Source organism: Ruminiclostridium hungatei, from assembly GCF_002051585.1.
GTDB lineage: Bacteria > Bacillota > Clostridia > Acetivibrionales > DSM-1351 > Ruminiclostridium > Ruminiclostridium hungatei.
The window spans coordinates 18,959-45,185 of the sequence record NZ_MZGX01000023.1; the positions used below are offsets into that span (position 1 = coordinate 18,959).

The 26,227-nt window shown below is 45.0% G+C and carries 23 protein-coding genes; 3 read left to right on the forward strand and 20 right to left on the reverse strand.

The window, feature by feature from the left end; genetic code table 11:
• Positions 1 to 7 precede the first annotated feature (7 nt).
• From pflB to CLHUN_RS15975, 7 genes are all read right to left on the reverse strand, one after another.
• A complete protein-coding gene (gene pflB / locus CLHUN_RS15945; RefSeq protein WP_080065627.1) occupies positions 8 to 2,236 on the reverse strand; it encodes a formate C-acetyltransferase in 2,229 nt (742 codons plus the stop codon).
• A 184-nt stretch (positions 2,237 to 2,420) separates the two neighbouring features.
• Positions 2,421 to 2,795, reverse strand: coding sequence for a hypothetical protein (locus CLHUN_RS15950; RefSeq protein ID WP_080065628.1), 375 nt, complete (start codon positions 2,793 to 2,795; stop codon positions 2,421 to 2,423).
• A 208-nt stretch (positions 2,796 to 3,003) separates the two neighbouring features.
• Positions 3,004 to 4,326, reverse strand: a complete 1,323-nt coding sequence (locus CLHUN_RS15955) for a M48 family metallopeptidase (protein WP_080065629.1) — start codon at positions 4,324 to 4,326, stop codon at positions 3,004 to 3,006.
• A 69-nt stretch (positions 4,327 to 4,395) separates the two neighbouring features.
• Positions 4,396 to 5,529: a beta-aspartyl-peptidase gene (iadA, locus tag CLHUN_RS15960; protein ID WP_080065630.1), complete on the reverse strand. Its 1,134-nt coding sequence runs from the start codon at positions 5,527 to 5,529 to the stop codon at positions 4,396 to 4,398.
• A gap of 39 nt (positions 5,530 to 5,568) precedes the next feature.
• Positions 5,569 to 6,291 carry an amino acid ABC transporter ATP-binding protein gene (locus tag CLHUN_RS15965; protein ID WP_080065631.1) on the reverse strand — a complete coding sequence of 241 codons (723 nt, stop codon included), beginning with the start codon at positions 6,289 to 6,291 and terminating at the stop codon, positions 5,569 to 5,571.
• Positions 6,284 to 6,949, reverse strand: a complete 666-nt coding sequence (locus tag CLHUN_RS15970) for an amino acid ABC transporter permease (protein WP_080065632.1) — start codon at positions 6,947 to 6,949, stop codon at positions 6,284 to 6,286. The genes CLHUN_RS15965 and CLHUN_RS15970 overlap by 8 nt, the downstream gene beginning before the upstream one ends.
• 128 nt (positions 6,950 to 7,077) lie before the next feature.
• Complete coding sequence (locus CLHUN_RS15975; protein WP_080065633.1) at positions 7,078 to 7,887, reverse strand: ABC transporter substrate-binding protein; 810 nt, start codon at positions 7,885 to 7,887, stop codon at positions 7,078 to 7,080.
• A gap of 353 nt (positions 7,888 to 8,240) precedes the next feature.
• Here CLHUN_RS15975 and CLHUN_RS15980 point away from each other — a divergent pair, with 353 nt between their 5' ends.
• The 3 genes from CLHUN_RS15980 to CLHUN_RS15990 all read left to right on the forward strand — a co-directional run bounded on the left by CLHUN_RS15980 (position 8,241) and on the right by CLHUN_RS15990 (position 13,321).
• Positions 8,241 to 9,296 (forward strand): L,D-transpeptidase, encoded by a 1,056-nt coding sequence (locus CLHUN_RS15980; RefSeq protein ID WP_242656539.1) that lies wholly within the window; start codon positions 8,241 to 8,243, stop codon positions 9,294 to 9,296.
• 256 nt (positions 9,297 to 9,552) lie between these two features.
• Entirely contained in the window at positions 9,553 to 10,638 is a 1,086-nt protein-coding gene (gene asd, locus CLHUN_RS15985) for an aspartate-semialdehyde dehydrogenase (RefSeq protein ID WP_080065634.1), read from the forward strand.
• Positions 10,639 to 10,861: 223 nt separating this feature from the next.
• Positions 10,862 to 13,321 (forward strand): hypothetical protein, encoded by a 2,460-nt coding sequence (locus CLHUN_RS15990; protein WP_080065635.1) that lies wholly within the window; start codon positions 10,862 to 10,864, stop codon positions 13,319 to 13,321.
• A gap of 110 nt (positions 13,322 to 13,431) precedes the next feature.
• Here CLHUN_RS15990 and CLHUN_RS15995 read toward each other — a convergent pair whose 3' ends face one another.
• The 13 genes from CLHUN_RS15995 to CLHUN_RS16055 form a co-directional block, all read right to left on the reverse strand.
• The gene (locus CLHUN_RS15995; protein ID WP_080065636.1) at positions 13,432 to 13,812 is read right to left on the reverse strand and encodes a RidA family protein; all 381 of its coding nucleotides are present in this window, start codon (positions 13,810 to 13,812) and stop codon (positions 13,432 to 13,434) included.
• Between the two features lie 40 nt (positions 13,813 to 13,852).
• Positions 13,853 to 15,151, reverse strand: a complete 1,299-nt coding sequence (locus tag CLHUN_RS16000) for a glutamate-5-semialdehyde dehydrogenase (RefSeq protein ID WP_080065637.1) — start codon at positions 15,149 to 15,151, stop codon at positions 13,853 to 13,855.
• Positions 15,152 to 15,276: 125 nt separating this feature from the next.
• Positions 15,277 to 16,830, reverse strand: a complete 1,554-nt coding sequence (glpK, locus tag CLHUN_RS16005; protein ID WP_080065638.1) for a glycerol kinase GlpK — start codon at positions 16,828 to 16,830, stop codon at positions 15,277 to 15,279.
• 103 nt (positions 16,831 to 16,933) lie between these two features.
• The gene (locus CLHUN_RS16010) at positions 16,934 to 17,248 is read right to left on the reverse strand and encodes an AzlD domain-containing protein (RefSeq protein ID WP_080065639.1); all 315 of its coding nucleotides are present in this window, start codon (positions 17,246 to 17,248) and stop codon (positions 16,934 to 16,936) included.
• Positions 17,241 to 17,993, reverse strand: a complete 753-nt coding sequence (locus CLHUN_RS16015) for an AzlC family ABC transporter permease (protein ID WP_080065640.1) — start codon at positions 17,991 to 17,993, stop codon at positions 17,241 to 17,243. Before CLHUN_RS16015 ends, CLHUN_RS16010 begins: the two co-directional genes overlap by 8 nt.
• A 390-nt stretch (positions 17,994 to 18,383) precedes the next feature.
• On the reverse strand, positions 18,384 to 19,211 hold the full coding sequence (locus tag CLHUN_RS16020; RefSeq protein WP_080065641.1) for an energy-coupling factor transporter transmembrane component T family protein: 828 nt from the start codon (positions 19,209 to 19,211) through the stop codon (positions 18,384 to 18,386).
• On the reverse strand, positions 19,204 to 20,916 hold the full coding sequence (locus tag CLHUN_RS16025) for an ABC transporter ATP-binding protein (RefSeq protein ID WP_080065642.1): 1,713 nt from the start codon (positions 20,914 to 20,916) through the stop codon (positions 19,204 to 19,206). Before CLHUN_RS16025 ends, CLHUN_RS16020 begins: the two co-directional genes overlap by 8 nt.
• A gap of 35 nt (positions 20,917 to 20,951) precedes the next feature.
• Complete coding sequence (locus tag CLHUN_RS16030; protein WP_080065643.1) at positions 20,952 to 21,524, reverse strand: ECF-type riboflavin transporter substrate-binding protein; 573 nt, start codon at positions 21,522 to 21,524, stop codon at positions 20,952 to 20,954.
• Between the two features lie 252 nt (positions 21,525 to 21,776).
• Complete coding sequence (locus CLHUN_RS16035) at positions 21,777 to 22,547, reverse strand: TIGR00266 family protein (RefSeq protein ID WP_080065644.1); 771 nt, start codon at positions 22,545 to 22,547, stop codon at positions 21,777 to 21,779.
• A 215-nt stretch (positions 22,548 to 22,762) separates the two neighbouring features.
• Positions 22,763 to 23,788: a 4-hydroxythreonine-4-phosphate dehydrogenase PdxA gene (gene pdxA / locus CLHUN_RS16040; RefSeq protein ID WP_080065645.1), complete on the reverse strand. Its 1,026-nt coding sequence runs from the start codon at positions 23,786 to 23,788 to the stop codon at positions 22,763 to 22,765.
• 263 nt (positions 23,789 to 24,051) lie between these two features.
• Positions 24,052 to 24,789: a hypothetical protein gene (locus CLHUN_RS16045; protein WP_080065646.1), complete on the reverse strand. Its 738-nt coding sequence runs from the start codon at positions 24,787 to 24,789 to the stop codon at positions 24,052 to 24,054.
• Between the two features lie 107 nt (positions 24,790 to 24,896).
• Positions 24,897 to 25,742 carry an ABC transporter ATP-binding protein gene (locus tag CLHUN_RS16050; protein WP_080065647.1) on the reverse strand — a complete coding sequence of 282 codons (846 nt, stop codon included), beginning with the start codon at positions 25,740 to 25,742 and terminating at the stop codon, positions 24,897 to 24,899.
• Positions 25,739 to 26,107: a GntR family transcriptional regulator gene (locus CLHUN_RS16055; protein ID WP_080065648.1), complete on the reverse strand. Its 369-nt coding sequence runs from the start codon at positions 26,105 to 26,107 to the stop codon at positions 25,739 to 25,741. The genes CLHUN_RS16050 and CLHUN_RS16055 overlap by 4 nt, the downstream gene beginning before the upstream one ends.
• Between the last annotated feature and the right edge of the window lie 120 nt (positions 26,108 to 26,227).

Consider the following 26,227-nt stretch of genomic DNA (forward strand, 5'->3'; position numbering starts at 1 on the left):
CTGACAACTATATGTTTTCATGTATGGTTCTGTTAATGACATCCATCTGCTGTTCTCTTGTAAGTTTTATAAAGTTTACCGCATAACCTGAGACCCTGATAGTAAGCTGCGGATATTTTTCGGGATGTTCCATGGCATCCAGCAGCATCTCCCTTTCAAAAACATTGATGTTTATGTGGTGTCCGCCTTCCTTGAAATATGAATCCAGCAGGGCCGACAAATTCCTTACTCTTGAATCCTCATCCCGGCCAAGTGCCTTTGGAATGATGGAGAAGGTATAGGATATACCGTCCTGAGCAAACTGGTAGGGAAGCTTTGCAATGGACTTGAGTACTGCAAGGGCTCCGTTCAGGTCTCTGCCGTGCATTGGGTTTGCACCCGGTCCGAAGGGTTCTCCCGCTTTTCTTCCGTCAGGGGTATTGCCTGTCTTGGCACCATAAACAACATTGGAGGTGATTGTAAGGACTGAAAGTGTGGGCACAGAATGCCTGTAGGTCCTCTGTTTTTCCAGCTTCTCCATGAATCTCTTTACCAGCATGACGGCAATATTGTCCACCCGGTCATCGTTGTTGCCGTATTTGGGGTAGTCGCCCTCAATATCATAGTCCACAGCAAGGCCTTCTTCGTTTCTGACTACCTTTACCCTGGCATACTTTATAGCGCTGAGTGAGTCGGCTACCACCGAAAGCCCGGCTATGCCGCAAGCCATGGTTCTCAGTATGTCCTTGTCGTGCAGTGCCATCTGAAGTCTCTCATAGGCGTATTTATCATGCATATAGTGGATTATGTTCAAAGTATTGATGTACAGCTTTGCCACCCAGGTAAGCACTGCATCAAAGCGTTTCATAACATCATCGTAATCAAGGTATTCAGCTTCAACAGGAGTCAGTGCAGGCCCCACCTGGACACCGGACTTTTCATCACGTCCGCCGTTTATTGAATAAAGCAGGGCCTTTGCCATATTGCAGCGGGCTCCGAAGAACTGCATCTGCTTGCCTATTCTCATTGCGGATACACAGCAGGCTATGCCGTAATCATCTCCCCAATAATATCTCATAATATCATCGCTTTCGTACTGTATGGAGCTTGTTTTCACGGAAGTGTCGGCACAAAACCTTTTAAAGCCCTCCGGAAGATGAACCGACCACAGTACAGTCAGGTTCGGTTCAGGAGCATGACCCAGGTTGTAAAGTGTATGCAGCACCCTGAAAGAGTTTTTGGTTACAAGGGTTCTGCCGTCAAGACCCATTCCTCCGATACTTTCAGTAACCCAGGTAGGGTCGCCGGAAAAGAGCTTTTCGTATTCGGGAGTTCTCAGGAATCTCACCATTCTGAGCTTCATAACAAAATGGTCCATCAGCTCCTGTGCTTTCTGTTCTGTGAGTGTCCCTTCCTTAAGGTCTCTTTCAATGTATACGTCCAGGAAGGTTGACACCCTTCCCAAGCTCATGGCAGCACCGTTTTGTTCCTTGACTGCCCCAAGGAAAGCAAAATACAGCCATTGGAAGGCTTCCTGAGCATTTTCTGCAGGTCTGGAAATGTCAAAGCCATACTGTTTGGCCATTTGGCTGAGATATTCCAGTGCTCTTATCTGGCTCCGGGTTTCTTCCCTCTCCTGAATTGTTTCTCCATCCATATAATCCAGCTCAAGGCTCTTAAACTGTTTCTCCTTATCCTCAATGAGCCTGGCAACGCCATACAGAGCCACCCTGCGGTAATCTCCTATTATCCTGCCTCTGCCGTATGCATCGGGAAGGCCTGTAATGATACCCGCCTTCTTGGCTCTCATCATCTCAGGAGTGTAAACATCATAGACACCATCATTGTGGGTCTTCCTGTATTCGGTAAAAATCTTTTCAACGCTTTCATCCAGTTTCTTGCCGTACGCCTCGCTGCCCTTGGTTACCATTCTTATTCCTCCGAAGGGCATAATTCCTCTTTTCAAGGGCAGGTCGGTCTGTAAACCGACAATTTGCTCCAGATCCTTGTCAATGTATCCCGGCTCATGGGAGGTCATTGTGGATATGATTTTTGTATCAACGTCCAGAACTCCTCCATTGTCCCTTTCCTTTACCAGCAGGTCACTGACCTTTCCCCACAGCTTCAGGGTGTCCTCCGTAGGCCCTTCCAGAAACCCGGCATCTCCCTCATAGGGAGCATAATTGCTGATGATAAAATCTCTTACATCTATTTCTTCAGACCAGTTGCCTCGTTTGAAATCTCTCCATGCTTCCATTTAAACCACCTCTTAATAAAAAATATATATTGTATAAGTAAGTATAAGCAAAACTGCTTTGACTTATTTATACCACAAAACGGAGGCTTAAACCATGTTTTTTTAAAGGAAATAAATAACAAACCCGCACAAACACTTATTTTATGCGGGTTTCAAAAATTAAAAAAGTTTATTGTATACAAGATTACCTTTCTTCTTTCAGCTTTTCCATTATAAATTTATCTGCAAAGCTTTTGCTGAACGGCAGCTCGATACGCGTGCCGCCGGAAACCAAAACGGCCTTTGTCTTACCGTCCTTTTGCTCCGTAATGACTTTTGCATCCTTTACACTGACGGTGTGCTGCTTTCCAAACAGGTCAAGAGTGGCCGTACCATCATTGACAGAAAAGCTGGGCAGGTTAAAATAGATTATTGCACCAATGGCGATTACTGCCGCAAAAACCGCCAGCTTCAGTATGCTTTTTGCAACCTTTGCAATGATTAAAATAATTGCAGCCACTATAATTACAGGTATCAGAAAAGATGTGTCTAAAACCCCCAGGCCCTTAAGTATTTCCATTATTCAATCCCTCCATAAAGTTATTCCTACACATCATAAACAAGAAATTTATTCCTGTCAATCATAAAGTCAATTGCGGCTGAAACCTTCGCCTTTCAGGCAAATATGTGCTTTCGGGTATTTTATTCAAAGGTTTCAAGCTATTACTATGCCCTTTCAACTATGGTTATCAAATGTGACCTTTTTGCTGTCACCCTTTACTTTTTGGTTATTTTTGGCCTTTTATGAATTTCCCGTATTTTAGCGGTCTGCCGCTTTCCCAGGGACGGTAATCATTTGCAAAATCCACTCTTGACTTATAGGTGGGGTGGTCGTAGTTCCACAGCATGTATACAAAGCCCGGCTGCGGCATAGCCAGGCTTTGCTGGTGCATTTTCACCGTTGCCGTGGCTGTGGCAAAATTATTTCTTGTCAGCTCCAGTTCAAACCTGTCTGCCTCAATTTCCATGCTTCTTGAGTAGGCATTTGACAGGGGTGCCGAAACAAAAAGCAGCAGATTTATCATCAGCATTATCAGCGGTAGTGCGGCTACATCGTGCAGCCCGGTGAAGCCCCACTTTCCGTTGGATTTCCGGATAAACCAGTTGGAGAGCCTGTATACGAAATATAAGGCAATGATTCCGGCAAGCCCTCCTATAACAATCGACTTCCATATATGTCCCATGAGATAGTGTCCCATTTCATGAGCTACCACCCCCAGAACCTCTTCGTTGTTTAAATAGTTAATGGTGGTATCCCACAGTACGATCCTTTTTGTATTGAAAACTCCCGTCATGAAAGCGTTCATCTGGTTTGTTTCCCTGCTCTTGTCCACCTGAAGCACCTGGCAGTTCTCTATGGGAGTTTTCGCAATAAGGCTGTCTATCTTGTGGGAGAGCTGAACATCTTCAACCTGCCTGTATTCATTAAATATGGGATCGATTACCACAGGCTGCACATAAGAACCTATGAAAAGGTATGGTATAGTAACCAGCCCCAGATACAGCCACCAGCGTTTGGGAGATTTTTTTATTATGAGGAAAGGAACCCAGATTACAAGAGATGTAACTGTCGTATTTACCAGAAAACCTTTGACCAGCTCCACCAGCCACTGGAGCAGTGTCTGGTTTGAAAGACCGTAGCTGTGCATCCGGAAAAAACCGGTATACAAATCCACGGGAAAATATATGAGAATTTCTATAAATGAATAAATACTAAAATACACAACTACCATTGAAACCCATCGCCGTGTCCGTTTGACAGCCCAGGCCCGGATGCCTGCCGACAGTCTTGAAAAGAGAAAAAATGCAGGTACTGCAAAGCTTAAAAACAGTCTGACAAGCCAGGTTGCAACCTTGCTTGTCTGAAACTCAAAAGCTTCAGGTGATGGTTTTGATATTGAAACCACATCAGGTATTGCCACAGATATCCGTTCCGGATATGTGCCGAGTATATGCCGGCTGTTAACACCTTCCGATATGACTACTGCCAGAATAAACAACACAAAGACTACAGAAAAAGCCAGTATGGATCTACGTATCTCCTTGCACAAAAAACTCAACTCCCTCAGGTAAAATTAATAAAGTTGTCCCTTATTAATTATATGATACCCTTTTACCAATTAGGAGTATTTTATACCTTTTGCATACACAGCCTCTATGTTCAAATCCCTGTCACAGATTACACAATCCGCATCCTTGCCGGGCTCCAGGCTGCCCTTGTACTTTTGGATTTTCAAAACCGAGGCCGGATTTTTTGTAATAAAGGATATTGCGGTCTCTATTGGAATGCCCTTTTCCTTAATCGCCACCTTTATTTCCTCAAATAATATTCCTGTTAAAACCGTGTCTGAGGACACGAGCTTTCCCTGGGGGTCAAAAACAGGAACGCTGCCGTATGCATCGGAACTCAAGGTTACCCTGCCAATTTCCGCGCCTGTATCCACCAGCTTTTTCAAGGCATCATAGCTTGCTATGCATTCAGGGTCTTCCCTGGTTGGTATAAAGCCCGCCGTCAGATCAATATATCCGCCTTTTTGCAGATAGCTGCAGGCCTGCTGGAAAAGCATCCCTGTGCGGTTTACATGTGTGGGGAGAAAGTGGGCGGCAGGTATCCGGGTTTCGGTCAGCATTCTGAACAGGTAATCCAGTCCCGCTTCACCCAGTCCCATGTGAAAATGTACAAGCCCCGCCTTGTCAGACAGCAGTGCCCCGTTTCTTGCCTGGGCTGCTATTCTTGCAAGTTCGTCAAAGGTGGGCTGAAAGGCTCTGTGGTCCTCCAGGCATATTTCACCCACACCGATTATTTTGTCCACGAAAACAATATCGCTCTGAATGCTTCCTGTCAGGGTTATAACCGGCACCTGGTAGGAGCCTGTGTACATGTAAGTGGTCAGGCCTCCGGCTTCGAGCTTTTTCGCCTGGGCATACAGACCTGCGACACTTCTGGTGACTCCGTCGGTTCCAAGCACCCCAACTACCGTGGTAATTCCGGTCTTAAGGATGTCGGCGGCTTCCGCCGGAGCTATCCGGGTTGAGAAGCCACCCTCCCCGCCGCCTCCGGTAATATGCACATGCAGGTCTATAAAGCCCGGCAGAATAATCTTGTCCCCACAGTCCACAACCTCAATCTGGTCAAACATGGCAGCATCAATTGAATTTTTAACCGCAGCTATCTTGTCGAAACAAAAAAGGATATCCTTTTTGCCCAGGAAATCAGGCGAGTAAATGGAAGCCGCCTTCAAAAGTGTAAACATATACCCCTCCATAATTTACAGCAGGAGGAATACCGCCTCCTACAGCACTTTGCTTAAAAACTCTTTTGTACGCTCATTTGCGGGATTTGAGAAAATTTCTTCAGGACTTCCCTCTTCCTTTACACTTCCCTCATCCATAAAGAGCACCCTTGTTCCAACCTCCCTGGCAAAACCCATTTCATGGGTTACCACTACCATGGTCATACCCTCGGAGGCCAGTTCCTTCATGACTTCCAAAACCTCCCCCACCATTTCAGGGTCAAGAGCCGAGGTGGGCTCGTCAAACAGCATTACGTCGGGGGACATGGCCAATGCCCTGACAATGGCTATTCTCTGTTTCTGTCCTCCCGAAAGCTGAGCAGGATAATTATCTGCTTTTTCTTCAAGGCCTATACGCTTCAAAAGTGCCAGAGCATTTCTTTCTGCCTGCTTGGGCTTTTCATTTTTGAGTTTGACCGGTGCCAGAGTTATATTTTCCAATACCGTAAGGTGTGGAAAAAGGTTGAAGTTCTGAAAAACCATCCCCATTTTCTGCCTTAGCTTGTTTATATCATTCCTTTTATCGGTGATATTGATACCTTCAAATATAATTTCACCGTCACTGGGCTGCTCCAAAAGGTTAAGGCATCTGAGGAAGGTGCTCTTGCCCGAGCCGCTTGGCCCGATGACCACAATCACCTCGCCTTTTTTAATGCTGACCTCCACCCCTCTTAGTACATGGAGCTTTCCGAATCTTTTATGAAGATTTTTCACCTTAATCACTGGTACGCAGCCTCCTTTCAGCTATGCCAAGCACTCTTGAACAGGTAAATGTCAGTATGAAATAAATCACGGCAGTTACCAGCAAGGGTTCAAAGGGCCGGTAAATAGCTGTTTTCACTATGTCGGCACTTCTCATCAATTCAACTATACCAATAACGGACAGTATGGAGGATTCTTTTATGACCACTATGAACTCATTACCCAGAGCGGGCAGAATATTCTTAATTGCCTGGGGTATGATTATATATCTCATGGATTGGCCTGCTGTGAAGCCCAGAGATCGGGCCGCCTCCATCTGGCCCTTGTCAACAGCCTGAATGCCCGCTCTGATAATTTCTGCAACATAAGCTCCGCTGTTTACAGAAAGCGCAATGACACCCGGAATAAATCTGGCCATATCAAGCCCCAGCACCTTGAAATCGGGAATCTGTATCAGGTAGAAAAAAATCAAGGCCTGCACCAGAATGGGCGTTCCTCGAATAAATTCAATATATGCCGTTGCGGCAACCCTGAAGGCCCGGTTTCCTGATATCTTCATCAGGGCCAGAAGAGTGCCTATGACAACACCTGCTATAACAGTCAGAAATGCTATCAATACAGTGTTGACAGTGCCTGTCAAAAAATAGTATGAGTAATCGGATAAAAAACCAAAGTCCAAAATATTTCCCTCCTGCGAAAAATTTCACATAATTACTATTCCAAAATTGCCATACAAAATCAGGGCTGTTTTAAAGTCAAAAGCAATTGACCTGATAAACAGCCCCTTTGATATGGTATAACAAAGTATTATTTTTCTTCAGTTGTCACATTCATCTCATTGGCTTCCTGCACAAACTTGTCGATGGAGCCTTCTTTCATAAGCCTGTCCAGAGTTTGGTCGATAAGCTTTACAAGATCGGTATTTCCCTTCCTTACTGCAATTGCAGATCCGCCTGTATCTTCTTTTACTGCAATATCCGTCAGGGCAAGGTCATTGTTATTCCTGACATATCCGTTGGCCACAGGCAATTCCACCACCAGTGCGTCAATTTTCCTGTTTTTCAGTTCCATTACAAGGTCGGGAATTTTGCCCAGGGAAATCAGATTGGCATCCATTATCTGTTCTTTTGCAATCTTCTCCTGCACCGTTCCAAGCTGTGCCCCAACCTTCTTTCCCTTGAGGTCGTCTATGGATTTCAGCTTTTCCTTATCCCCGGTCCTCACCATTATGCCCTGCTTTGCCTCATAATATATCTTGGAAAAATCAACGGCCTTTCTTCTTTCCTCATCAGGATTCATACCTGCAATAACTATGTCAACCTTGTTTGTATTCAGGGCAGCCAGAAGTCCGTCGAAACCCATGTCCACAATTTCAAGCTGTACGCCCAGGTCTTTTGAAATTTCCTTTGCTATGGATATGTCAATACCAACTATGGTATCCTTTCCGTCAAGCATTGTATGATATTCATAGGGAGCATAATCGGCGCTTGTGCCGATAACAAGCTTTCCGCTTTTTTCTATCTTCTTCATTGTGGCTCCGTCCCCGCATGCGGCCACAGAAACAGCAAGTGCAGCCACCATGGTCAGACTTAAAGCCTTCTTAAAAATCCCTTTCATTTTTTGATACCCCTCCAAAATGATTTATTTATCTCATGTGAAATATTATAAAATATAATGCATAAAAATTCAATATCATGTATAAATATTTTGTTGAAAAATGTCGTTTTTTAGTTTATTACAGTATTATTTTACCACATTACTATAATAAATCAAAATTGCTGTGCCAGTTAATAAAGTTCCGGCAGGATAAAGTTTGCAAGTCCCGGGAGGATAAGTTTGCGAATAACTCTGAGGACGACTTTTACCAGATACTCCCCATGGCATTTTGATAAAAAGTGGTAATTATTATCCTCCTCCATTAGTAGAATGTATATATCGAATTTTATTTTAAATCAAGGATGGACAAAATCATGTGTAAAAGATTTTTATTGATTGGCACCCTGGTTATGGCTCTGACTCTGCAAAGTACAGCGGTAAGCTTTGCAGAAGGTATAACCCTGCAGGATTCAGAAAGTTATGATACTCAGGCAGCAAGTGCCGGCGGACAGCAGTTTGAGCAGTTGAGTCCCGAAGAACTCAGGCAGCTTGCGGAAGAGCTGGCGAAAGAAACAGAGAACCTGAAAAAAGAACAGGAGCAACTGGTAAAGGATCGTGAGCAGCTAAAAAAAGAACAGAGTCAGCTAAAACTTGACCAGGAGCTGTTAAAGAAGAGCCAGGAACTGCTGAAAAAGGACCAGGAGCAATTGAAGCAGGACCGTGAGAAGCTGCAGATTCAAGAAAAGCGGAAACAGCTTGCCGCAGAGCTCACCGCCAGTACATATCTGAAATACCTGAAACAGTTGGGCTACTACAAAACCACCTCAAAAGATGAAGCCCTGAACAAAAGAAATGCACTGCTGCTTTTTCAGAGTGACCACAATATGAGCCTCACGGGAGCCTGGGACAACGCTACCGAGGATATGCTCATAAACAGGCTTGTAAGCAAAAGCATGTCCTATGCCGATAAAGTATCCGCCACTCCCACAACCGGTAAGTGGATAGTTGTAAACAAGACAAAAAGAATCCTGACCCTATATCAGGACACCAGGGTGATTAAGAAATATCCTGTGGCCGTAGGTAATCCGCATACCCTTACCAAATCGGGGAAATTTTATATAAACATCAAAATAATTGACCCTGACTGGGGTGGAGGCGGCTTTGCCAAGCCGGTAAAGGGGGGCACACCGGAGAATCCCCTGGGCAGCCGCTGGATGGGTATAAACCGGACAGACGGGTCCTATGGGATACACGGCACCAATTCCTTCTATTCAATAGGCAAGTTTGTCTCCCACGGCTGCATCAGAATGCAGAATTATTGTGTCGAAGAGCTGTTTCCGCTTGTGCCGGTAAAAGCGCCTGTATGGGTAGGTACCCAGGAGGAGCTGAAAAAATGGGGTATTACTCAGGATGCCTTTACTGCAAACTGATGCTCTGAATTGCCAAATACTCTCAAATTCTTCCAGGCATACGGGACCGCCAAAAAAATTTACAGGAATTACGCACTGTAAAATCTGCTTATCTATGCTAATATAAGTATTGAATTTTCCATTTGCCTATGGTAAAATACACAATACGAGAACAAATGTCAGTCATTGGCGGACATTTTGAAAAATTATAAATGTATGGCATATTATATTTATAATGAATGAAAGTAATAGAATACTTGGATTGGAGGCAGTTTTAATGTCAAAGTTGAAGGTGGGTATTATTGGTGGAACCGGCATGGTTGGTCAAAGATTTATTTCTCTGCTAGACGACCATCCCTGGTTTGAGGTTGTTTCTATTGCTGCAAGTGAAAACTCTGCAGGTAAAACATATGAGAAAGCAGTGGGCAGCAGATGGAAAATGTCAACGCCGATGCCTGAAAGCGTTAAAGCTATTGTTGTTAAAAATGCAACGGAAGATATAAAGGAAATCTGTGCAGAAGTTGATTTCGTTTTCAGTGCAGTGGACATGAAAAAGGATGAAATAAAAAAGCTGGAGGAAGAATACGCTAAAAATGAAACTCCTGTAGTTTCAAACAATTCTGCCCACAGATGGACTCCTGATGTTCCAATGCTCATACCTGAAATAAACTCCGATCATATAAAGGTTATCGACAGCCAGAGAAAAAGGCTGGGAACTAAAAACGGCTTCATTGCGGTCAAGCCCAACTGCTCTATTCAGAGCTATGTTCCCGCACTGGCTCCACTGATGAAATACGGCATAAAAAATGTTGTAGCTTGTACTTATCAGGCTATATCAGGTGCAGGAAAGAATTTCACCGATTGGCCCGAGATGATTGATAATGTCATTCCCTATATTGGCGGCGAAGAGGAAAAAAGTGAGCAGGAACCGCTGAAAATATGGGGTACTGTTCAAAACGGAGAAATTGTAAAAGCTGCCGCTCCCCTGATTACCACACAGTGTATACGGGTTCCGGTAACAGACGGCCATTTGGCTGCAGTTTTTGTTTCCTTTGAAAACAAACCCTCCAGGGAAGAAATTTTAAAGCTGTGGGAAAGCTACAGCGGCGAGCCGCAGTCCCTTCAGCTTCCCAGCGCTCCAAAGCAGTTTGTGAAATATTTTGAGGAAGATAACAGACCGCAGACAAAGCTGGACAGAGACATAGAAAACGGCATGGGTATCACTGTCGGAAGGCTCCGCGAGGACAGTCTCTATGATTACAAGTTTGTCTGTCTCTCCCACAACACCGTGAGAGGCGCTGCAGGCGGAGCCGTGCTTATGGCCGAATACCTGAAGGCTGCGGGCTACATCCAGGCAAAATAATGCCCTTTAACCGCAGCTCAAATTCATACAATTTATTTAAAACTGCCTGACAAAACCGGGACGCTGATTAGGTGCAGCTATTCAGTGTCTTGGGTATTTAGTCCGGCTTTTTTTATTGTTCCATATAGTGTATAATTTATTATGTTAATGTTCATCGATCTACTAATGAATCAGCCCACTGTTATGATATTAGCAGGGATTAATACACATAAGGAGAACTACTATGAGCATAAAACCTGATTTTACAGGCCAATACTCATCCATTCAGGGTGAACTTCTGGTATGTGAGGGTGACAGGGCATCCTCAATAGTATTATTGCTTAAGGGGAAAATAGATGTATTCCTGTCTCCCTTTGACGATATTTTCACCAAGGACCAGTTACTGATTTCCAGGAGCTGCCGTTTGTTTACACTTGATCAAAACACATTTTTAAGTATTAATGATGTTATAAGAAGCGGTCAAAATTCCTTCAGCCTTCTGGCAAAGGATGTGTGCAACCTATACTGTTTTCCTGCAGATTCCTCAGCGGGGATAAAAAATATTATTTCCACCCAGAAGGACTATTCAGCCTACCTTGTCTCTTCGCTGGCCACTTTGATTGATTTGAGCCATACTGCATATCAGAAGCTTCTTCCCATATGTCATAACATTGATGCTCTGACTCAGAATCTAATGCTCTACTTCTGGGCAATAAGGGATAAGTTCTATTTCAGCTACACTCCTGATATAGAATTGCTGAAAACTTATCAAAGTACATATGAGGACTTGAAAAATGAAGGCTATAAATTTTTCCCTCTGGACGGGGATACCGTCCTGACCCGCAATATAGCCGCTCCTGCGGCGGATTCTCCCGATTTGGACAATGCGGGCATTGATTACTATACAAGTTTATTGAATGTACCCATGGACAGCCGTAAAAACTTTTTCAACAGCAACAGCTATGTATGCGAGTATCATATTCAAAAAGGCTCCGAGATACTGGATTCAATAATATTTGAAATAAAGAATATTTTTTCGTCATTATGCAAAAATATGGAGCTTCTCTATTTGTCACCTGAAAACCTGCTCTCCTCTTATGGCAGGATTACCGCCGATTCCAGAGAGGATAAGGAAGCTGCCCGCAATATACTGAATATACTGACTCAGGCCATAAATATTACCAGTCAATGCATAGACAAGCTTCAAAATGAATTTGACACCTTCACCAACATTGACAAGACGGAATTTTCACGTCTTCTGGACGGTGTACGAGCCAAGGCATCAATCAGCCCCGGCTCTTCAGATCCGGCAAATCCGGAAGTGGGTTCCGAGCTGCCCAGAGAGCTGGAAAACAGCCTGGAAAAAATCATGCACTACTGCAACAGCTCCCAGGACAGGATTGACAGCATGAACAGAAGGCTGAGCCATTTCAGGGCCCTAAAGGACAAAACCTCCTCCGACCCGGAAGTCAGGGAGCTGCGCGCCTCAATAACCAAGGACTTCTTTGTGCTCTATGAAGAGGCCTTCAGGAAGACCCAGGAAGATAATGATTGTCCCAAGCTTATAAGCATGTTCTTGAATTTCGGCTACATGGACGAGCGCCTTGTCACCGTAGATCAGGCTATCACGCTGTACAGGCTTTGCGACAAGGAATACAACTGCTCCGACTTCTCGGTCTACACCTCAAAAAAATGGCTGGAAATGATACATCAAAATAAAAAAGAACCTTCAATAAATGATTTTGGCCAGGATTATTTTGATGTGTTCAGAGACATGAAAAAGAGAAAGCTGGTTTCCGATGCCGATAAACCCGCCTATGACCGTGATGTAAAAGCAAAGGTGGGCTTTGAGATAAATAATATGCTAAAAACCAACCAGAAGGTTTGCCATGGTCATATCAGCAGCTATTTCCCCGTACTGCACAAGGACATAATAGCACGTGATCTGGAAAGAGCAGTAGTTACGCCGAACAAGCTGCAGCAGGCAATCAACAACCTGCTGTCGGTGGATTTCTCCATATTCTACAGGGAAATCTGGTACAAAAATGACGCCAGGGGAATTGAAAAGGAACCCATCATGAAGGAGGTGCGCCCTGATATAATAATAGTTCCCACCTTCGGGTCCAGGGTATCCATGTGGCAGGAAATTACCGGGAAGGCAAGAAATACTCCCGGAAGGTTTATTGTGCCCGCCTTTACTGATGAAAATATTTCAGAGCTGATTCTGAAGTTGGTAGGTTCCTTCCGCTGGGAGCTTTGCAGAACCATGATGGGAGTGGCCTGGAATGACATTACCGAGAAATCTCTCACTTCGGAATACACCGATTATATACAGTTTTTCAAAAAGAACCACGATCTGACTGAAGATGCAAAAGAAAAGATAAAGGTACAGATACAGAAGAACAGAAATGTCATGAGGGACATCTTCACCAGCGACTACGAAACCTGGATAAACTATGAATCACGAGGTATATTGCGCCTTAACAAGCTGGCGCGCTCCATCCTTTTCCGCTACTGCCCGCCTCCAAAGGAGATGCGGGATACGTTGGCGAAACAGCCGGCTTTTTCAGACCTTTTGAGCCAGATGAATATTTCCAGGGCAAAAACCGCCAAATCCCTTACAGCCAAGTATTCCAAGCTATTTAAAAATGAGCCTGTAGACAAGGATATGGAAGTGAACCTGGCGTTTTACAGGGACATGTAGCTTCCAGAAAAATAACACACAGATAAAAAGGGCTGCTGAAACTCTACAAATTCAGCAGCCCCACTTATTTTTTATGCTTTTTCCTCAACACCCGGGCAGACCCAGGCAGGTCATATTACTGCAACGCATTCGATCTCTATCAGCACGTCCTTGGGCAGTCTGGCAACTTCCACACAGGACCTTGCAGGAAAACTGCCTGTAAAGTACTTCTTATAAACCTCGTTTATAGCAGCAAAATCATTCATATCCTTAATAAATACCGTGGTCTTTACCACATTTTCAAGTCCCGCTCCCGCGCCGGCAAGCACTTGGGCAAGATTCTCAAGGGCCCGTTCCGCCTGTTTGACAACTCCGCCGGCAACCACTTCCCCGCTCACAGGGTCAACAGGTATGGCTCCGGAGGTGTATATAAAGTTTCCGCACCTGATTGCCTGTGAATACGGTCCTATTGCAGCAGGCGCCTTGTCTGTGGTTATTGTTTCAATTTTCATGTCCTTCTCTCCTTCTTTCAGTGCAATTGAAATATATATGTTATAAATCCCCGATCTGCTTTTTCAGCCCCAGATGCTTGAAGCTTTTCCTGTTGTTTGCATAATCGTCAACGATATGGCCGTTTCCAATCAGCATATATTTATAGCTTAACAAACCGTCAAGTCCCACGGGACCTCTTGCGTGAAGCTTGCTGGTACTTATGCCCACCTCGGCTCCAAAGCCGTACTTGAAGCCGTCGCTGAACCTGGTGGAGGCATTCCAGAAAACATTCCCGGAATCCACAAGGTTCATGAATCTCACCGCAGTCAGCTTGTTTGAAGTTACAATGCTGTCGGTATGGCCTGAGCCGTAAGTGTTTATATGCTCAATAGCTTCATCCGCATCCCGTACCAGTTTGATGGAGATAGTATAGTCCAGATACTCGGTGGACCAATCGGTCTCATGGGCAGCCTTTACAGCAATAATTTTCCTGGTGCCCTCATCCCCATGGATTTCAACCTGTCTCCTGTCAAATTCCTCCTTCAGGGCAGGTAAAAACTTCCCAGCCACAGCCTCATGTACCAGCAAGGTTTCTGTGGCATTGCACACAGCCACATACTGTGTTTTTGAATCCACAGTTATCTTTTCCGCCATGGTCAGGTCTGCATCCTTGTCCACGTAAACATGGCAGATTCCGTCGGCATGACCCATGACAGGAATTTTTGAGTTTTCCATTATATATCTTACAAATTCATTTGAACCTCTGGGAATCACAAGATCGATGTATTCGTCCATCTTAAGCATCTCATTCACATCATCACGGCTCTCCAGAAGTGTAATCCAGCCCTCCGGCAAACCGGCAGCAATTGACGCACCTTCTATAATTTCGGTCAGGGCCCTGTTGGTTTCCCTGGCTTCCCGTCCTCCTTTAAGAAGTACGCTGTTTCCGCTCTTAAGACAAAGCGTTGAAATCTGTACAAGGGCGTCAGGCCTGGATTCAAAAATAATACCGATCACGCCTATGGGGCAGGTGACCTTGTAGAGCTCCAGCCCATCATCCAGCATAGTTGAAAGCAGCGTCCTCCCCACCGGCTCCTCCAGGCTCATAAGACTTCTGATGCCTTCAACCACATCCTCTATTTTCTTTTCATCAAATTTAAGTCTCTTCAACAAAGGCTCTGCCAGCTTTTCCTCCCGGCTTCGCTTCATATCCTCATTATTTGCAGCAACAAGCTTATTCTTATTTTCAAGGAGCGCATCGGCTATAGCTGAAAGCGCCGTATTCTTGGCAGCACCGTCAAGCTCGGCCATCCTTATGGATGCCTCACCGGCCTTAACACACACCTGCTTTATATCCATACAAAAACCTCCCGGCGATACACTTTTGTATTACTATAACACATTAAACCAATATAGTACACTTTTCTTTACCACAATTTATAACATTTCCGGACAACCCTCGGGAAATGTGCCGTCCAAAAAGGCTATAGCTCCCATTTCATGGAACGCTCTACAGCCTTCTTCCACTTTAAATACAATTCATGGAACCTGTCTTTGTCCTCAGAGGGCGTAAATATTCTGTCCAGATTCCAGGCCCGGGCAATTTCCTCCCGGGATTGCCATATACCGGCTCCAAGGCCGGCAAGATAAGCTGCTCCCAGCGCAGTTGTCTCTCTTATCACAGGTCTGAGCACAGGTATATTTAATAAATCCGCCTGGAATTGCATGAGAAAATCGCTGGCACTGGCGCCCCCATCCACCTTCAGTTCATTAAGCCCGATTTCCGAATCCTTCAGCATCGCTTCCAGCACGTCCCTGCTCTGGTAGGCTATGGCCTCCAGCGTTGCCCTTATAATGTGCCTTCTGTTAGTGCCTCTGGTCAAACCTACAATAGTTCCGCGTGCATACATATCCCAGTACGGGGCACCAAGTCCGGTAAACGCCGGAACCACGTATACGCCTCCGGTATCCTCCACCTGCTCGGCTTCAATATCACCTTGATGGGCACTTTCTATTATGCCCAGTTCATCCCTGAGCCATTGGATTGCCGCTCCTGCATTGAAAACACTGCCTTCCAGGGCATATTCAACTTCATTGTCCATCCCCCAGGCTATGGTGGTAAGAAGATTGTTCTTTGACTCCACAGGTGTTTTCCCGGTATTCATCAGTATAAAACAACCTGTGCCGTAGGTGTTTTTGGCATCTCCCTGCTTGAAGCAGGCCTGGCCGAACAAAGCGGCATGCTGATCCCCTGCCATGCCAGATATAGGTATTCCCATGTCCAAAATGCTTTTTATGACCCTTTCCCTGTAGTCCAACTGCCCGCCGGCTTTCCCTGCTCCATCAGGATATCCGGTACAGGCGCATACTCCCGAGGAGGGTACAACCACAGGAAGCATGCTTTCAGGGATATCCAGCTCCCGCAGCAGTTCTTCGTCCCACTTCAGCTCCCTGATATTATAAAGCATTGTTCTGGAAGCATTGGAATAATCCGTCACATGGGCCTTGCCTCCCGACAGGTTCCACACCAGCCAGGTGTCAATGGTTCCGGCCAGCAATTGGCCCTTTTGAGCTTTTTCTCCTGCTCCCTCCACATTCTCAAGTATCCATCTTATTTTTGTACCCGAAAAATATGCATCTGTTACCAGTCCGGTTTTCTTTTTTATGTCCGCAGCAAGCCCTTTCATTTTCAGCCTGTCGCACATATGGGAGGTACGCCTGCACTGCCAGACTATGGCATTGTATACGGGCTTGCCGGTATTTTTATCCCACACCACCACAGTTTCTCTCTGATTGGTTATGCCTATGCAGGCCACCTGCTCCGGGCCCACGGCAGCTTCCTCCAATGCTCCTGCCATGGCCTCAAGCTGGTCTGAGTATAATTCAGAGGCATCATGCTCCACCCAGCCCGGCCGAGGGTATATCTGCCTTAGCGGAACGCTCTTCATACCTGCTATCTGCCCTGTGAGGCTGTCAAACAGGACAGCTCTTGAACTTGTGGTTCCCTGATCCAGCGATAAAATATATCTCTTGTGCATAATGTCCTCCCTGTATGATTGATGAATTAAATCGGCTTTTACGGCCTCCAATATATCTTATTGTACTCGTGGCAATATCATAGACGGCAATATCGTAAGAACCTTAAACCATTCTTACAATTATCAGTTCACAAACATATACTCCGATGATGGCACAAACGGCTACCTGCAGGAGCCCCCTTTCAAAATAGGCCATTACCGAAGCAATCACAAGGCCTGCTATGGCTGACGGCAGATGCCCGGTAGAATATAAAATGTCCGGAAATATCATTGCTCCCAGGACAGCATACGGGACATAGCTCAGAAAGGCTGTGATAAAACGTGAGCGTATTTTGTTTTGAAATATAGCCAAAGGCAGTGCCCTGGGTAAATATGTAACAAGTGCCATTACAAGTACTCCTGCCAACACTTTATTCATCTCCACCTCCGTGCCGGATCTCCTCCGGCGGAAACAGCAAAGCTCCCAGCGTACAGGCTATGACTGTTGAAATAATTATCCTCCAGCCCCCTGAAACAGTTGAAAAGACAGGCAGCCATTTCAGAGTCGAGCTGATTGCAATTGCACAGCCTGCCACCATAAAGGCAGGCCTTGATTTTTTCGCAGCCGGAATTACCAGCGCAATAAACATGGAGTAAAGTGCTATTCCCATTGAGTTCTGCAAGGTTTCAGGCAGCAGGGTACAAACCGCTGCTCCTGCTGCCGTCCCCGCCGCCCAGCCCACATAAGGCAGGAGCTCAAGCCCGGCCATCAGGGGAAAGGTTATATCCCTCTTTTGCATCGCAGCTACCGTAAAGGTCTCGTCTGTCACCCCAAAAGCCATGACCCACCTTTTCAGGCTGGATATGCCGTTTGCCAGCTTTTGCGAAAGGGACAGGGACATGAGCATATACCGGATGTTGATTACAAAGGTTGTAACAGCTATTTCAGCAAGTCCCGCTCCTGCAATTATCAGATTTGTCCCTGCGAACTGTCCGGCGGAGGTAAGATTTGTCATGGATATGAGAATCACTATCCACACCGGGATACCACCCCTGACAGCCATCAGGCCAAAAGTAAAGGATACAGGAAAATACCCCAACGCTATGGGAATACTTAGTCTGGACCCTTCGATAAAATCTTTGAGAATATAGTGCTTTTTTTCTTCCAGTTTGGCAGTCATCATTTATGTAAGACCTCTGAATATTCATTTTATTTACCTGTATACCTGCTTTTCACTCCCGGACGAGCTTTAAATAAATGCTTGTAATATTGCAGCATGTTTTTTAGCCGTCGCAGCAACTCGGCGATCCAGGTCTCGCATACTGCGCATTTCTTTTAAGTCGCCTCGTGTGACATGCAAATATATTCGTAAAAGATTTCATTACCCACGCAAGTTAAATTACCCCGGACCAGGGGCACAGCCTCCTGTTCCATACTATCAACATATGTATTATAGCACAAAGACAGGGATTACCAGTATAAATAAAATCACCCGCTGTGCCCTCTGCAAAATGGACAAGTCCGGCCGCAAGCCGGTTTGCAGACACAGCGGGTGATTTTTTTTGCATATTTCTTATTTGAAAGGATTGTAAAACCTGCTGCCGTCTGCAAAGGTTATAACAATTGACAGTATGGCAAAACAAACAAGGCTTGCTATTATCACCCGGTCGCGCCTTCGGATTTTTCCCGCTGCATACCAGGTTCTCCTGCCTTTCTTTCCGAAGCCCCTAAGCTCCATGGCATTGCTGATGGTATCAATCCTGTCCATGCTGGAAAAAAACAAAGGTATCAGCACCAGCGCGGCATTTTTTATCCTCTTGTAAAGGCTGACCTTGCGGGACATGTCAACGCCCCTGGCCTGCTGGGCCTGTGATACTATTACATAGTCCCTCTGCATGTCGGGTATGTAGCGCAGGGTAATGGCCACCGAATAGCTTATCTTATAGCTCAGCCCCAGCTTGTTCAAGGAAGAGGCAAACTCGCTGGGATTTGTAGTAAGGATAAAAAGGAGGGCAATTGGTATTATGGTAAAATATTTAAGTGCCACATTAAATTCATAAAACAACTGCTGGGCTGTGAGGCTGTACCCTGCGAACAAATCCGCCAGTACGGTCCTGCCGCCGTATATGTCCACTCCCTCCTCCGGAGAGAATAAAAATATTGCAATAAGATTTATACTTAAAAAAACCAGAATCAGCTTCAATACAAAAGCAACAGTCTTGAAATCCACTCTGGATATCTTAAAAACAACCAGACTTGAAAGGAACATGAACAGCAGCAGTCTGGTGTCATATGTAATCATGCTTACCAGGGACCATACAAGAAAATACAGCAGTTTTGTAGTACCGCTCAATGCGTGGACCGGACTTCCGTTGTCACTGTAGCTTAATAATCTAGCCATTAAACCTGCCCCTCCTGTCATAATCAATAAAATGCTGTACAAAGGAACGGGAATCACTTATTCCCGCCCTTATGGCCAGCTCGTACAGTGAAGTCCTCTTCAGGCTCGCCTTTTGGATTATGTCATCATCTGTTAGAACGGAGGCAGGAACGTCATCAGCAACCACAGTTCCTTCAGCCATTACTACCGCTCTTTGTGTATACTCCAGCAGCAGATGCATGTCATGGGTAATCATAAGAATTGTTGTGCCGCTTTCCCTGTTCAGCTTCAGCAAAAACTCCATGAATTCGGTATAGTGCCTGAAATCCTGTCCTGCCGTGGGCTCATCCAGTATGATAACCTGGGGCTTCAATACAAGTATGGAAGCAATGGTAACCCGCTTTTTTTGTCCGTAGCTCAGAGCTGAAACGGGCCAGTTGCGGAATTCATAAAGCCCGCATATTTTCAGGCATTCGAAAACCCTTGCCTCCAGCTCCTTCTGCTTCCAGCCCCTGGTCACCAGGCCCAAAGCCACCTCGTCAAAAAGCATGGGCTTTGACAGCATATGGTTGGGGTTTTGCATGACAAGTCCGATTTTCTGCGCTCTTTCCGCTATACTGTCCTTGTCGATGCACTTTCCTTCCAGAAACACAGAGCCTTCCGAGGGCTTTTCAAAACCGCAGATAAGCTTGGAAAGAGTGGACTTTCCCGCCCCGTTCCGCCCAACTATCCCAACCATTTCCCCCTTATTGACCGAGATATTTACACCTTTTAAAACAGTATTGTTGTTTTCATATCCAAAGCTTATATTTTTAAGTTCCAGCAACCTTTCCCGCACCTCACCCGCAGGTTGGGGCTCTTTTTTCTCATACCAGGCAGAAATGCTCTTTTCCAGGCCCTCCAGAGCAATGGAGCGGATATTTTCAGGCCGGTCTTGGGCTGAAATCTCACAACCTGCATATTTCAGGCAGGTAATATACAACGGCTCACGTATTCCTGCCTTTTTCAATATGTCTGAGGAGAGCAGCCGGGAGGGTGTAGTGTCCGCCATTATCCGGCCCTCCCACATGACAATTATCCTGTCTACCTTGCAATGCAGCACATCTTCAAGCCTGTGCTCCACAATAAGTACCGTGGCCTCTGAATTGGAATGTATCCGGTCTATCAGCTCCATGGCATATTTGCCGGTTGCCGGGTCAAGATTTGCCAGCGGCTCGTCAAACAGCAGTATCTCCACATTGTCTACCAGAACACCGCCCAGAGAAACCCTTTGTTTTTGTCCTCCGGACAAAGCCTGAGGGGAATGGCCTTTAAACCTTGACAGTTCAACCGTCTCAGCAGTTTCTTCCACTCTTCTTTTCATTTCCGCCTGTTCCACACAGTCATTTTCCAAGGAAAATGCAATATCCTCAGCAACAGTAAGTCCTACAAATTGGCCGTCGGTATCCTGAAGAACAGTACCCACCAGCTTTGACAAGCCGAATATTCCAAGCTCGGCAGGATTTTGTCCCTTTATTTTCAAGGTACCCTCAGTTACGCCCGAATAAGAAAAAGGCACCAGCCCATTGATGCAATTGGCCAGTGTCGATTTTCCGCAGCCGGAAGGGCCCACTATGAGCACCTTCTCGCCTTCATATATTTTAAGATTTATTTCTGTCAGTGAAGGCAGTTTTTGTACCCTGTACCTGAAGGAAAAATTTTCAAACTCTATAATAGCTTTTTTCATAAAGACCTCTGTGATAAAGAGTATACTGCCCCAAGTTATGCTTCCTTCTCAAGGCTGGAATTACCTGTGCGTATTTTGGAATATGCAAAGGCAAGAATAGTTCCAACAATAAGTGTTACGGCTCCATTTACCGCAAAAGCCGTGACTCCCTGTGCAAATACCTTGTCGGAAGGCTCGGCATATATAAGTATATCGAGTATGGGCGCCACAAATATCCAGGCTGCAGCATTTGCAAGAAATTGATTTATATTGAATATAAGCGCTTGTTTGCTTGCAAAGCCGCCTTCAGATATTTTCAGCTTCTTGAAGGTCAGTCCTACCAGAAAGCCATAAACTGCATCTGCTATAACCCAACTCCACCAGACTCCGCCGTAAAAAATCGCATCCCCCAGCGTATGGGAAATCAGTCCTGTAAACAAACCGGCCACCGGCCCGAAAATAGCACTGATTATGGCAATTATCGCGGCATTGAACTGGAGTCTTGTATTTGGTATGAAGCCCACCGGAATGCTGACCTGGTAAATAGCCACAACCAGAGCGGCACCGATACCGATTGCAACAATAGTTTTTATAGCCAGGCCTTTTCTCCTGGAAAATAGATTATTCATGTAAACACCCCTTTAAATATAAAATTGAAGTCCGGCCATATTTATTCAAGCAATTTACTTGAGAAATACCTAAACCGGACCAGCCATATTTAAAATATCATATATAAAAATCTATTTCAACATTATTTTCCAATATTATGAGATTTTATGGTAACTTGAAGGAATTTTCATTTAAGTGCGGCAAGTCAATTGCATCGCCTGAAAGACGAAAATTTCAACCGTAATCAACTTTATGAGTAATACTTTACATCTTTAAAATTTGTTGTCTCCTCCGAACAAGCCGCCCAGTAATCCTCCGCCTATGCCTCCTATTCCCGACTGCTGCTCTCTGTGCCTGGCCCCCGCTGATGTGAGCCTGTCTGCGAGCCTTGACAAGGGCAGACTTTGAAGATAAACCAGCCCCGGACCGGTAAGCTTGGCAAGGAATAAGCCCTCTCCGCCGAAAAGTGCATTTTTGAAGCCTCCCACAAATTCGATATCATAGTCTACGCTGGGTGAAAAGGCCACCAGGCAGCCTGTATCCACCTTGAGAGTCTCCCCTGGCAGGAGATTTTTCTGAATTATGGTTCCTCCCGAATGTACAAAGGCCATACCGTTTCCAACCAGCCTCTGAAGTATGAAGCCCTCTCCTCCGAAGAAACCGGCGCCAAGCCTTTTTGTGAACGCCACTTCAATATCCACGCCATTTGCCGCACACAGGAATGCATCCTTCTGACAAAGGAAGCTTCCCCCAACGCTGGGCAGGTCTATTGGAATGATTTTTCCAGGATAGGGCGCTGAAAATGCCATATGCCTTTTGGCAGGAGAAGTGTTGTAAAAGGTGGTTATGAAAAAGCTCTCCCCGGTCAGCATTCTTTTAAAGCCCTTAAATGCTCCGCCATCTGTTGAAGTCTGCATCCTTATGCCGTCTTCCATATACATCATGGCACCGGCTTCAGCTCTCACACCTTCCGAAGGGTCCAGCTCCACCTCCACAATCTGCATATCATCTCCGATGATTTTGTAATCAATAACATCTGCCATAATATTTCCATGCCCCCCATCTCGCACAAGACTCCATGAAAGTCACGACATGGAATCGGTGCCCTATTTTTATTTGCTTCAAAATTTCTTTCAACCTTGGCCTCCTGTTATAAGTATATTTCAAATAGTTACAGGCCAAACCCGAAGGTATGGGACCAACTATTTCAATTATATAATACGGTTAAAACTTATAACAGTCTGTTTTTGTAAAAAAATTACAATCCATGAGATTTGTTATTGTACCAGGCTGAATAGGGTGCAGCGTATTTGGAGGCCAGAAGTATTGCCTCCGCCATGCTCACATCACTGGCTATTCCCTTGCCGGCTATGTCGTACGCAGTCCCATGGTCTACAGAGGTCCTCAAAAAAGGCAAACCCATGGTGATTGCAATGGTTCTTTCAAAATCCAGTGTCTTGGTGGCTATATGCCCCTGATCGTGATACAGGGAAAGCACCGAGTTATATTTTCCCGTAAGGGCCTGATGAAATACAGAATCTGCACTGATGGGGCCTTCAACCCCGTAGCCCTGTTTTTTTGCCTTCTCTACCGCAGGTGCAATCTCTTTGAGCTCCTCAGCACCAAACATCCCGTTATCCCCGCTGTGTGGATTGAGTCCCGCCACCGCCATTATACCCTCAGTAATGCCAAGACTTTTTAAAGCCCCGGTGCATCTGTCAATATAGTCCAGCAGCCTGTGCTCCGTTACCAGTTCACAGGCTTTTGCAAGTGAAACATGCCTCGTCAGGAAGAAAACCCGCATACCCCTGACCTCGAACATTGTCAAGGGATCAGGGGTATCAGTCAGGGCGGCAAGTATTTCGGTATGCCCTATAAAGTCCACATTGCCGGCCTTTAAAGCCTGCTTGTTTATGGGTGTGGTGGCGATAGCCTCCAATTGGCCTGCTTTTGCCAGCTCAACACATTTTTTTATATACTGGTAGGAGGCAGTTCCGCCTCCGGCCTGAACCGAGCCCAGTTTCAGAGAGTCCGGCTCTATATTGTCAAGGTCCACAACATTTATCATCCCTGTTTCATAGCTGCCCCGGGAACTGCTCTCAATTACCCGCACCTTCAGAGCAAGCCCCAGCATAGCTATATATTTGCTTATCAATTTTACGGAGCCTATGACTGCCGGTTTGCATACCCTGTTGATTTCCTCCCTGGCAATTGCCTTTACAACTATTTCAGGGCCAATGCCTGCCGGATCTCCCATGGGAATACCTATATAGGGTCTGTTCATCTTATCTCCCATCTACGCGCATAGCGCGTACACAAATAGTAATGAAAGACACGCAGTGGCTTTCGCTGCGTGAAATCCACTTTGACTTACCACATGTATCTTTCACGCTATCCTCCTGCCTACCAAAGTCAATTACGGTTCAAATCCTTTGCCTTTTCAGGTGAATTGTGTTTCCTCCGATATTAACTGACTTTTTCATTTCTTTAAGTATAACCTGTTAAGTCCGGTATGTGTATTCCAGCAGAAGAAAAACCTATAAAAATTTACTTTCTCACCGCTGCCCTTCTTAAAAGCAGGAAACAAAGTCCCGCCACAGCAGCAGCTCCGGCAGTGAAGGAAAGCAGGGCAATGTAGGGGTTTACCCCATCCTTCAGACCTCCCAGTACTAAAAGGACATCTCCAATAAATCTGAATATCCTTCCCTTTGTAACAGCACTTTCCAAAGCAGGCAGAATGATTGCGAAAATGGCAGGAACTCCGATTGAGACTATTATCTTGAGCATTTTGTTCATTCTGAAATAAAGGCTTGTAATAAAGTAGCCTCCCAAATAGGATAAAAGGTAAAAGACAAGATTAAAGAAGAAATTCACTGCTATTTTCAATAATACGAAAGCCTGTAAAGTCCACTCTCCGTATACCTGGTAAAAAGCCGACCTGTAGTCCATAAATTGCGCTACTATATTGGAATATGAAGTATCAATAAATGCCATTGCTCCGCACAATATGAGCGCCGACAGCAAAAAGCCCTTAAATTGAAGCCTTCTGGGAACATTGTTTGTTGAAAGGAACAGGAAGTTTTGCTTGAAGGAACTCAAGCCTGCAACAAATAGAAATATCAGCGAGGCCATTTTCCCTCCGCCCACAAAGCTGTCGCCGTCACCTGTAGTCACATTTATCGAATAGCTGATGAGTATGGTAACCGCAGCCATAATCAAATAGAACATAACTACTGCCGTTTTGATTTCTGTAAGATAATATTTAACAATTGCCTTAATTCTCATTTTTACTCCTTTTCCGCCATGCGAAAATTAATTCTCCACCATTGATAAACCGTTCAGAATTAAGTATTGCACCGGCTTTATTTATTTGATTTATCAACTTGCCTTTCTCAGTTGGTTAGCTGGATAAAAAGTTTTTGAAGGTCAAGCCTTGATATTTCAAGACCTTCAGGCAGACTGTCCTTTTGTGGTGTTTCAAGGACATAAGCGGTTTTAAGCCCCCCCAGTGTATCGACTCCCAGTACCTTCTTCCCCCGGACAAAGCTGTCAACTGCCGTTGCAGTCCCGGAAACCGAATAGCCTTTGGAAAGTACGTTTTCAACCTGGTCCTGCATTATGAGCCTGCCGTCCTTAATAACAACCACCTCTTCAATGATATCCGCAGCTTCCTCTATCAGATGTGTAGATATCACTATGGTTCTGGGGCGCTCACTGTATGCTCTTATAAGTTCCTTGTAAAACAGCTCCCGGTGGTTTGCGTCCAGTCCCAGCACAGGTTCATCCAACAGTACCACAGGAGCATTGCTGGCAAGAGAAATTATTATTTTCAATATGGACTGGTATCCGGTGGAAAGGTTTTTAATCTTACTGCCTGTACTCAATGAAAACTTCTCACTTAACGAAGCTGCGTATTCTGCATCAAACTCCGGATAAAACTCCTTGGTCCAGATATAGGCCTTCCTGACAGTCATCCACTCGGGATAAAAATTGGTTTCAGTCATAAAATAAATTTTTGACAGGGCTCGGTCATTCTCCATGACCTGTTCCCCATCCAGCAGTATTTCTCCATTTGAAGGAAATATCCTGTTGGTTATAAGATTGAGCAATGTAGTTTTTCCTGCTCCATTCCTTCCCAGAAGCCCATAGATTTTATTTTCCTCAAGCTTCAGCGAAATATTGTCCAGTGCGGTAGTTTTGCCGAATGTCATGGTTACAGCCTTGATATCTATGCTCATTTATCAAACCCTCTTTCCAACATTTTTAGTATGTCTTCCTTGGTAATTGAAAGCTTTTTAGCCTCTGAAACAAGTGAAGTTATATACATTTCAAAAAAATTCTCTTTTCTTGTGTCAAGTATCTTTTCCTTTGCGCCTTTTGAAACAAACATACCCAATCCCCTTTTCTTATAAACTATTCCATCGTCCACCAACCTGTTTATACCCTTCAATGCCGTAGCAGGATTTATCCTGTAGCTTATGGATATTTCCGTGGTGGAAGGTATCTGAGCCTCTTCCTGGTATGCTCCTGCCAATATGGCGTCCTCTATTTCCTCGGACAGTTGCAGGTATATGGGTTTTTCCGAACTAAAATCCAAATTCAATTTATCACCACCTAAACAGTTATATAGTTAATTACTCATGTAACTAACTATATAACTGTTTGGAATAACTGTCAATACTTCTTTAATTTTTTCCTGGAAATTTGTAAAAAAACAGTTAAA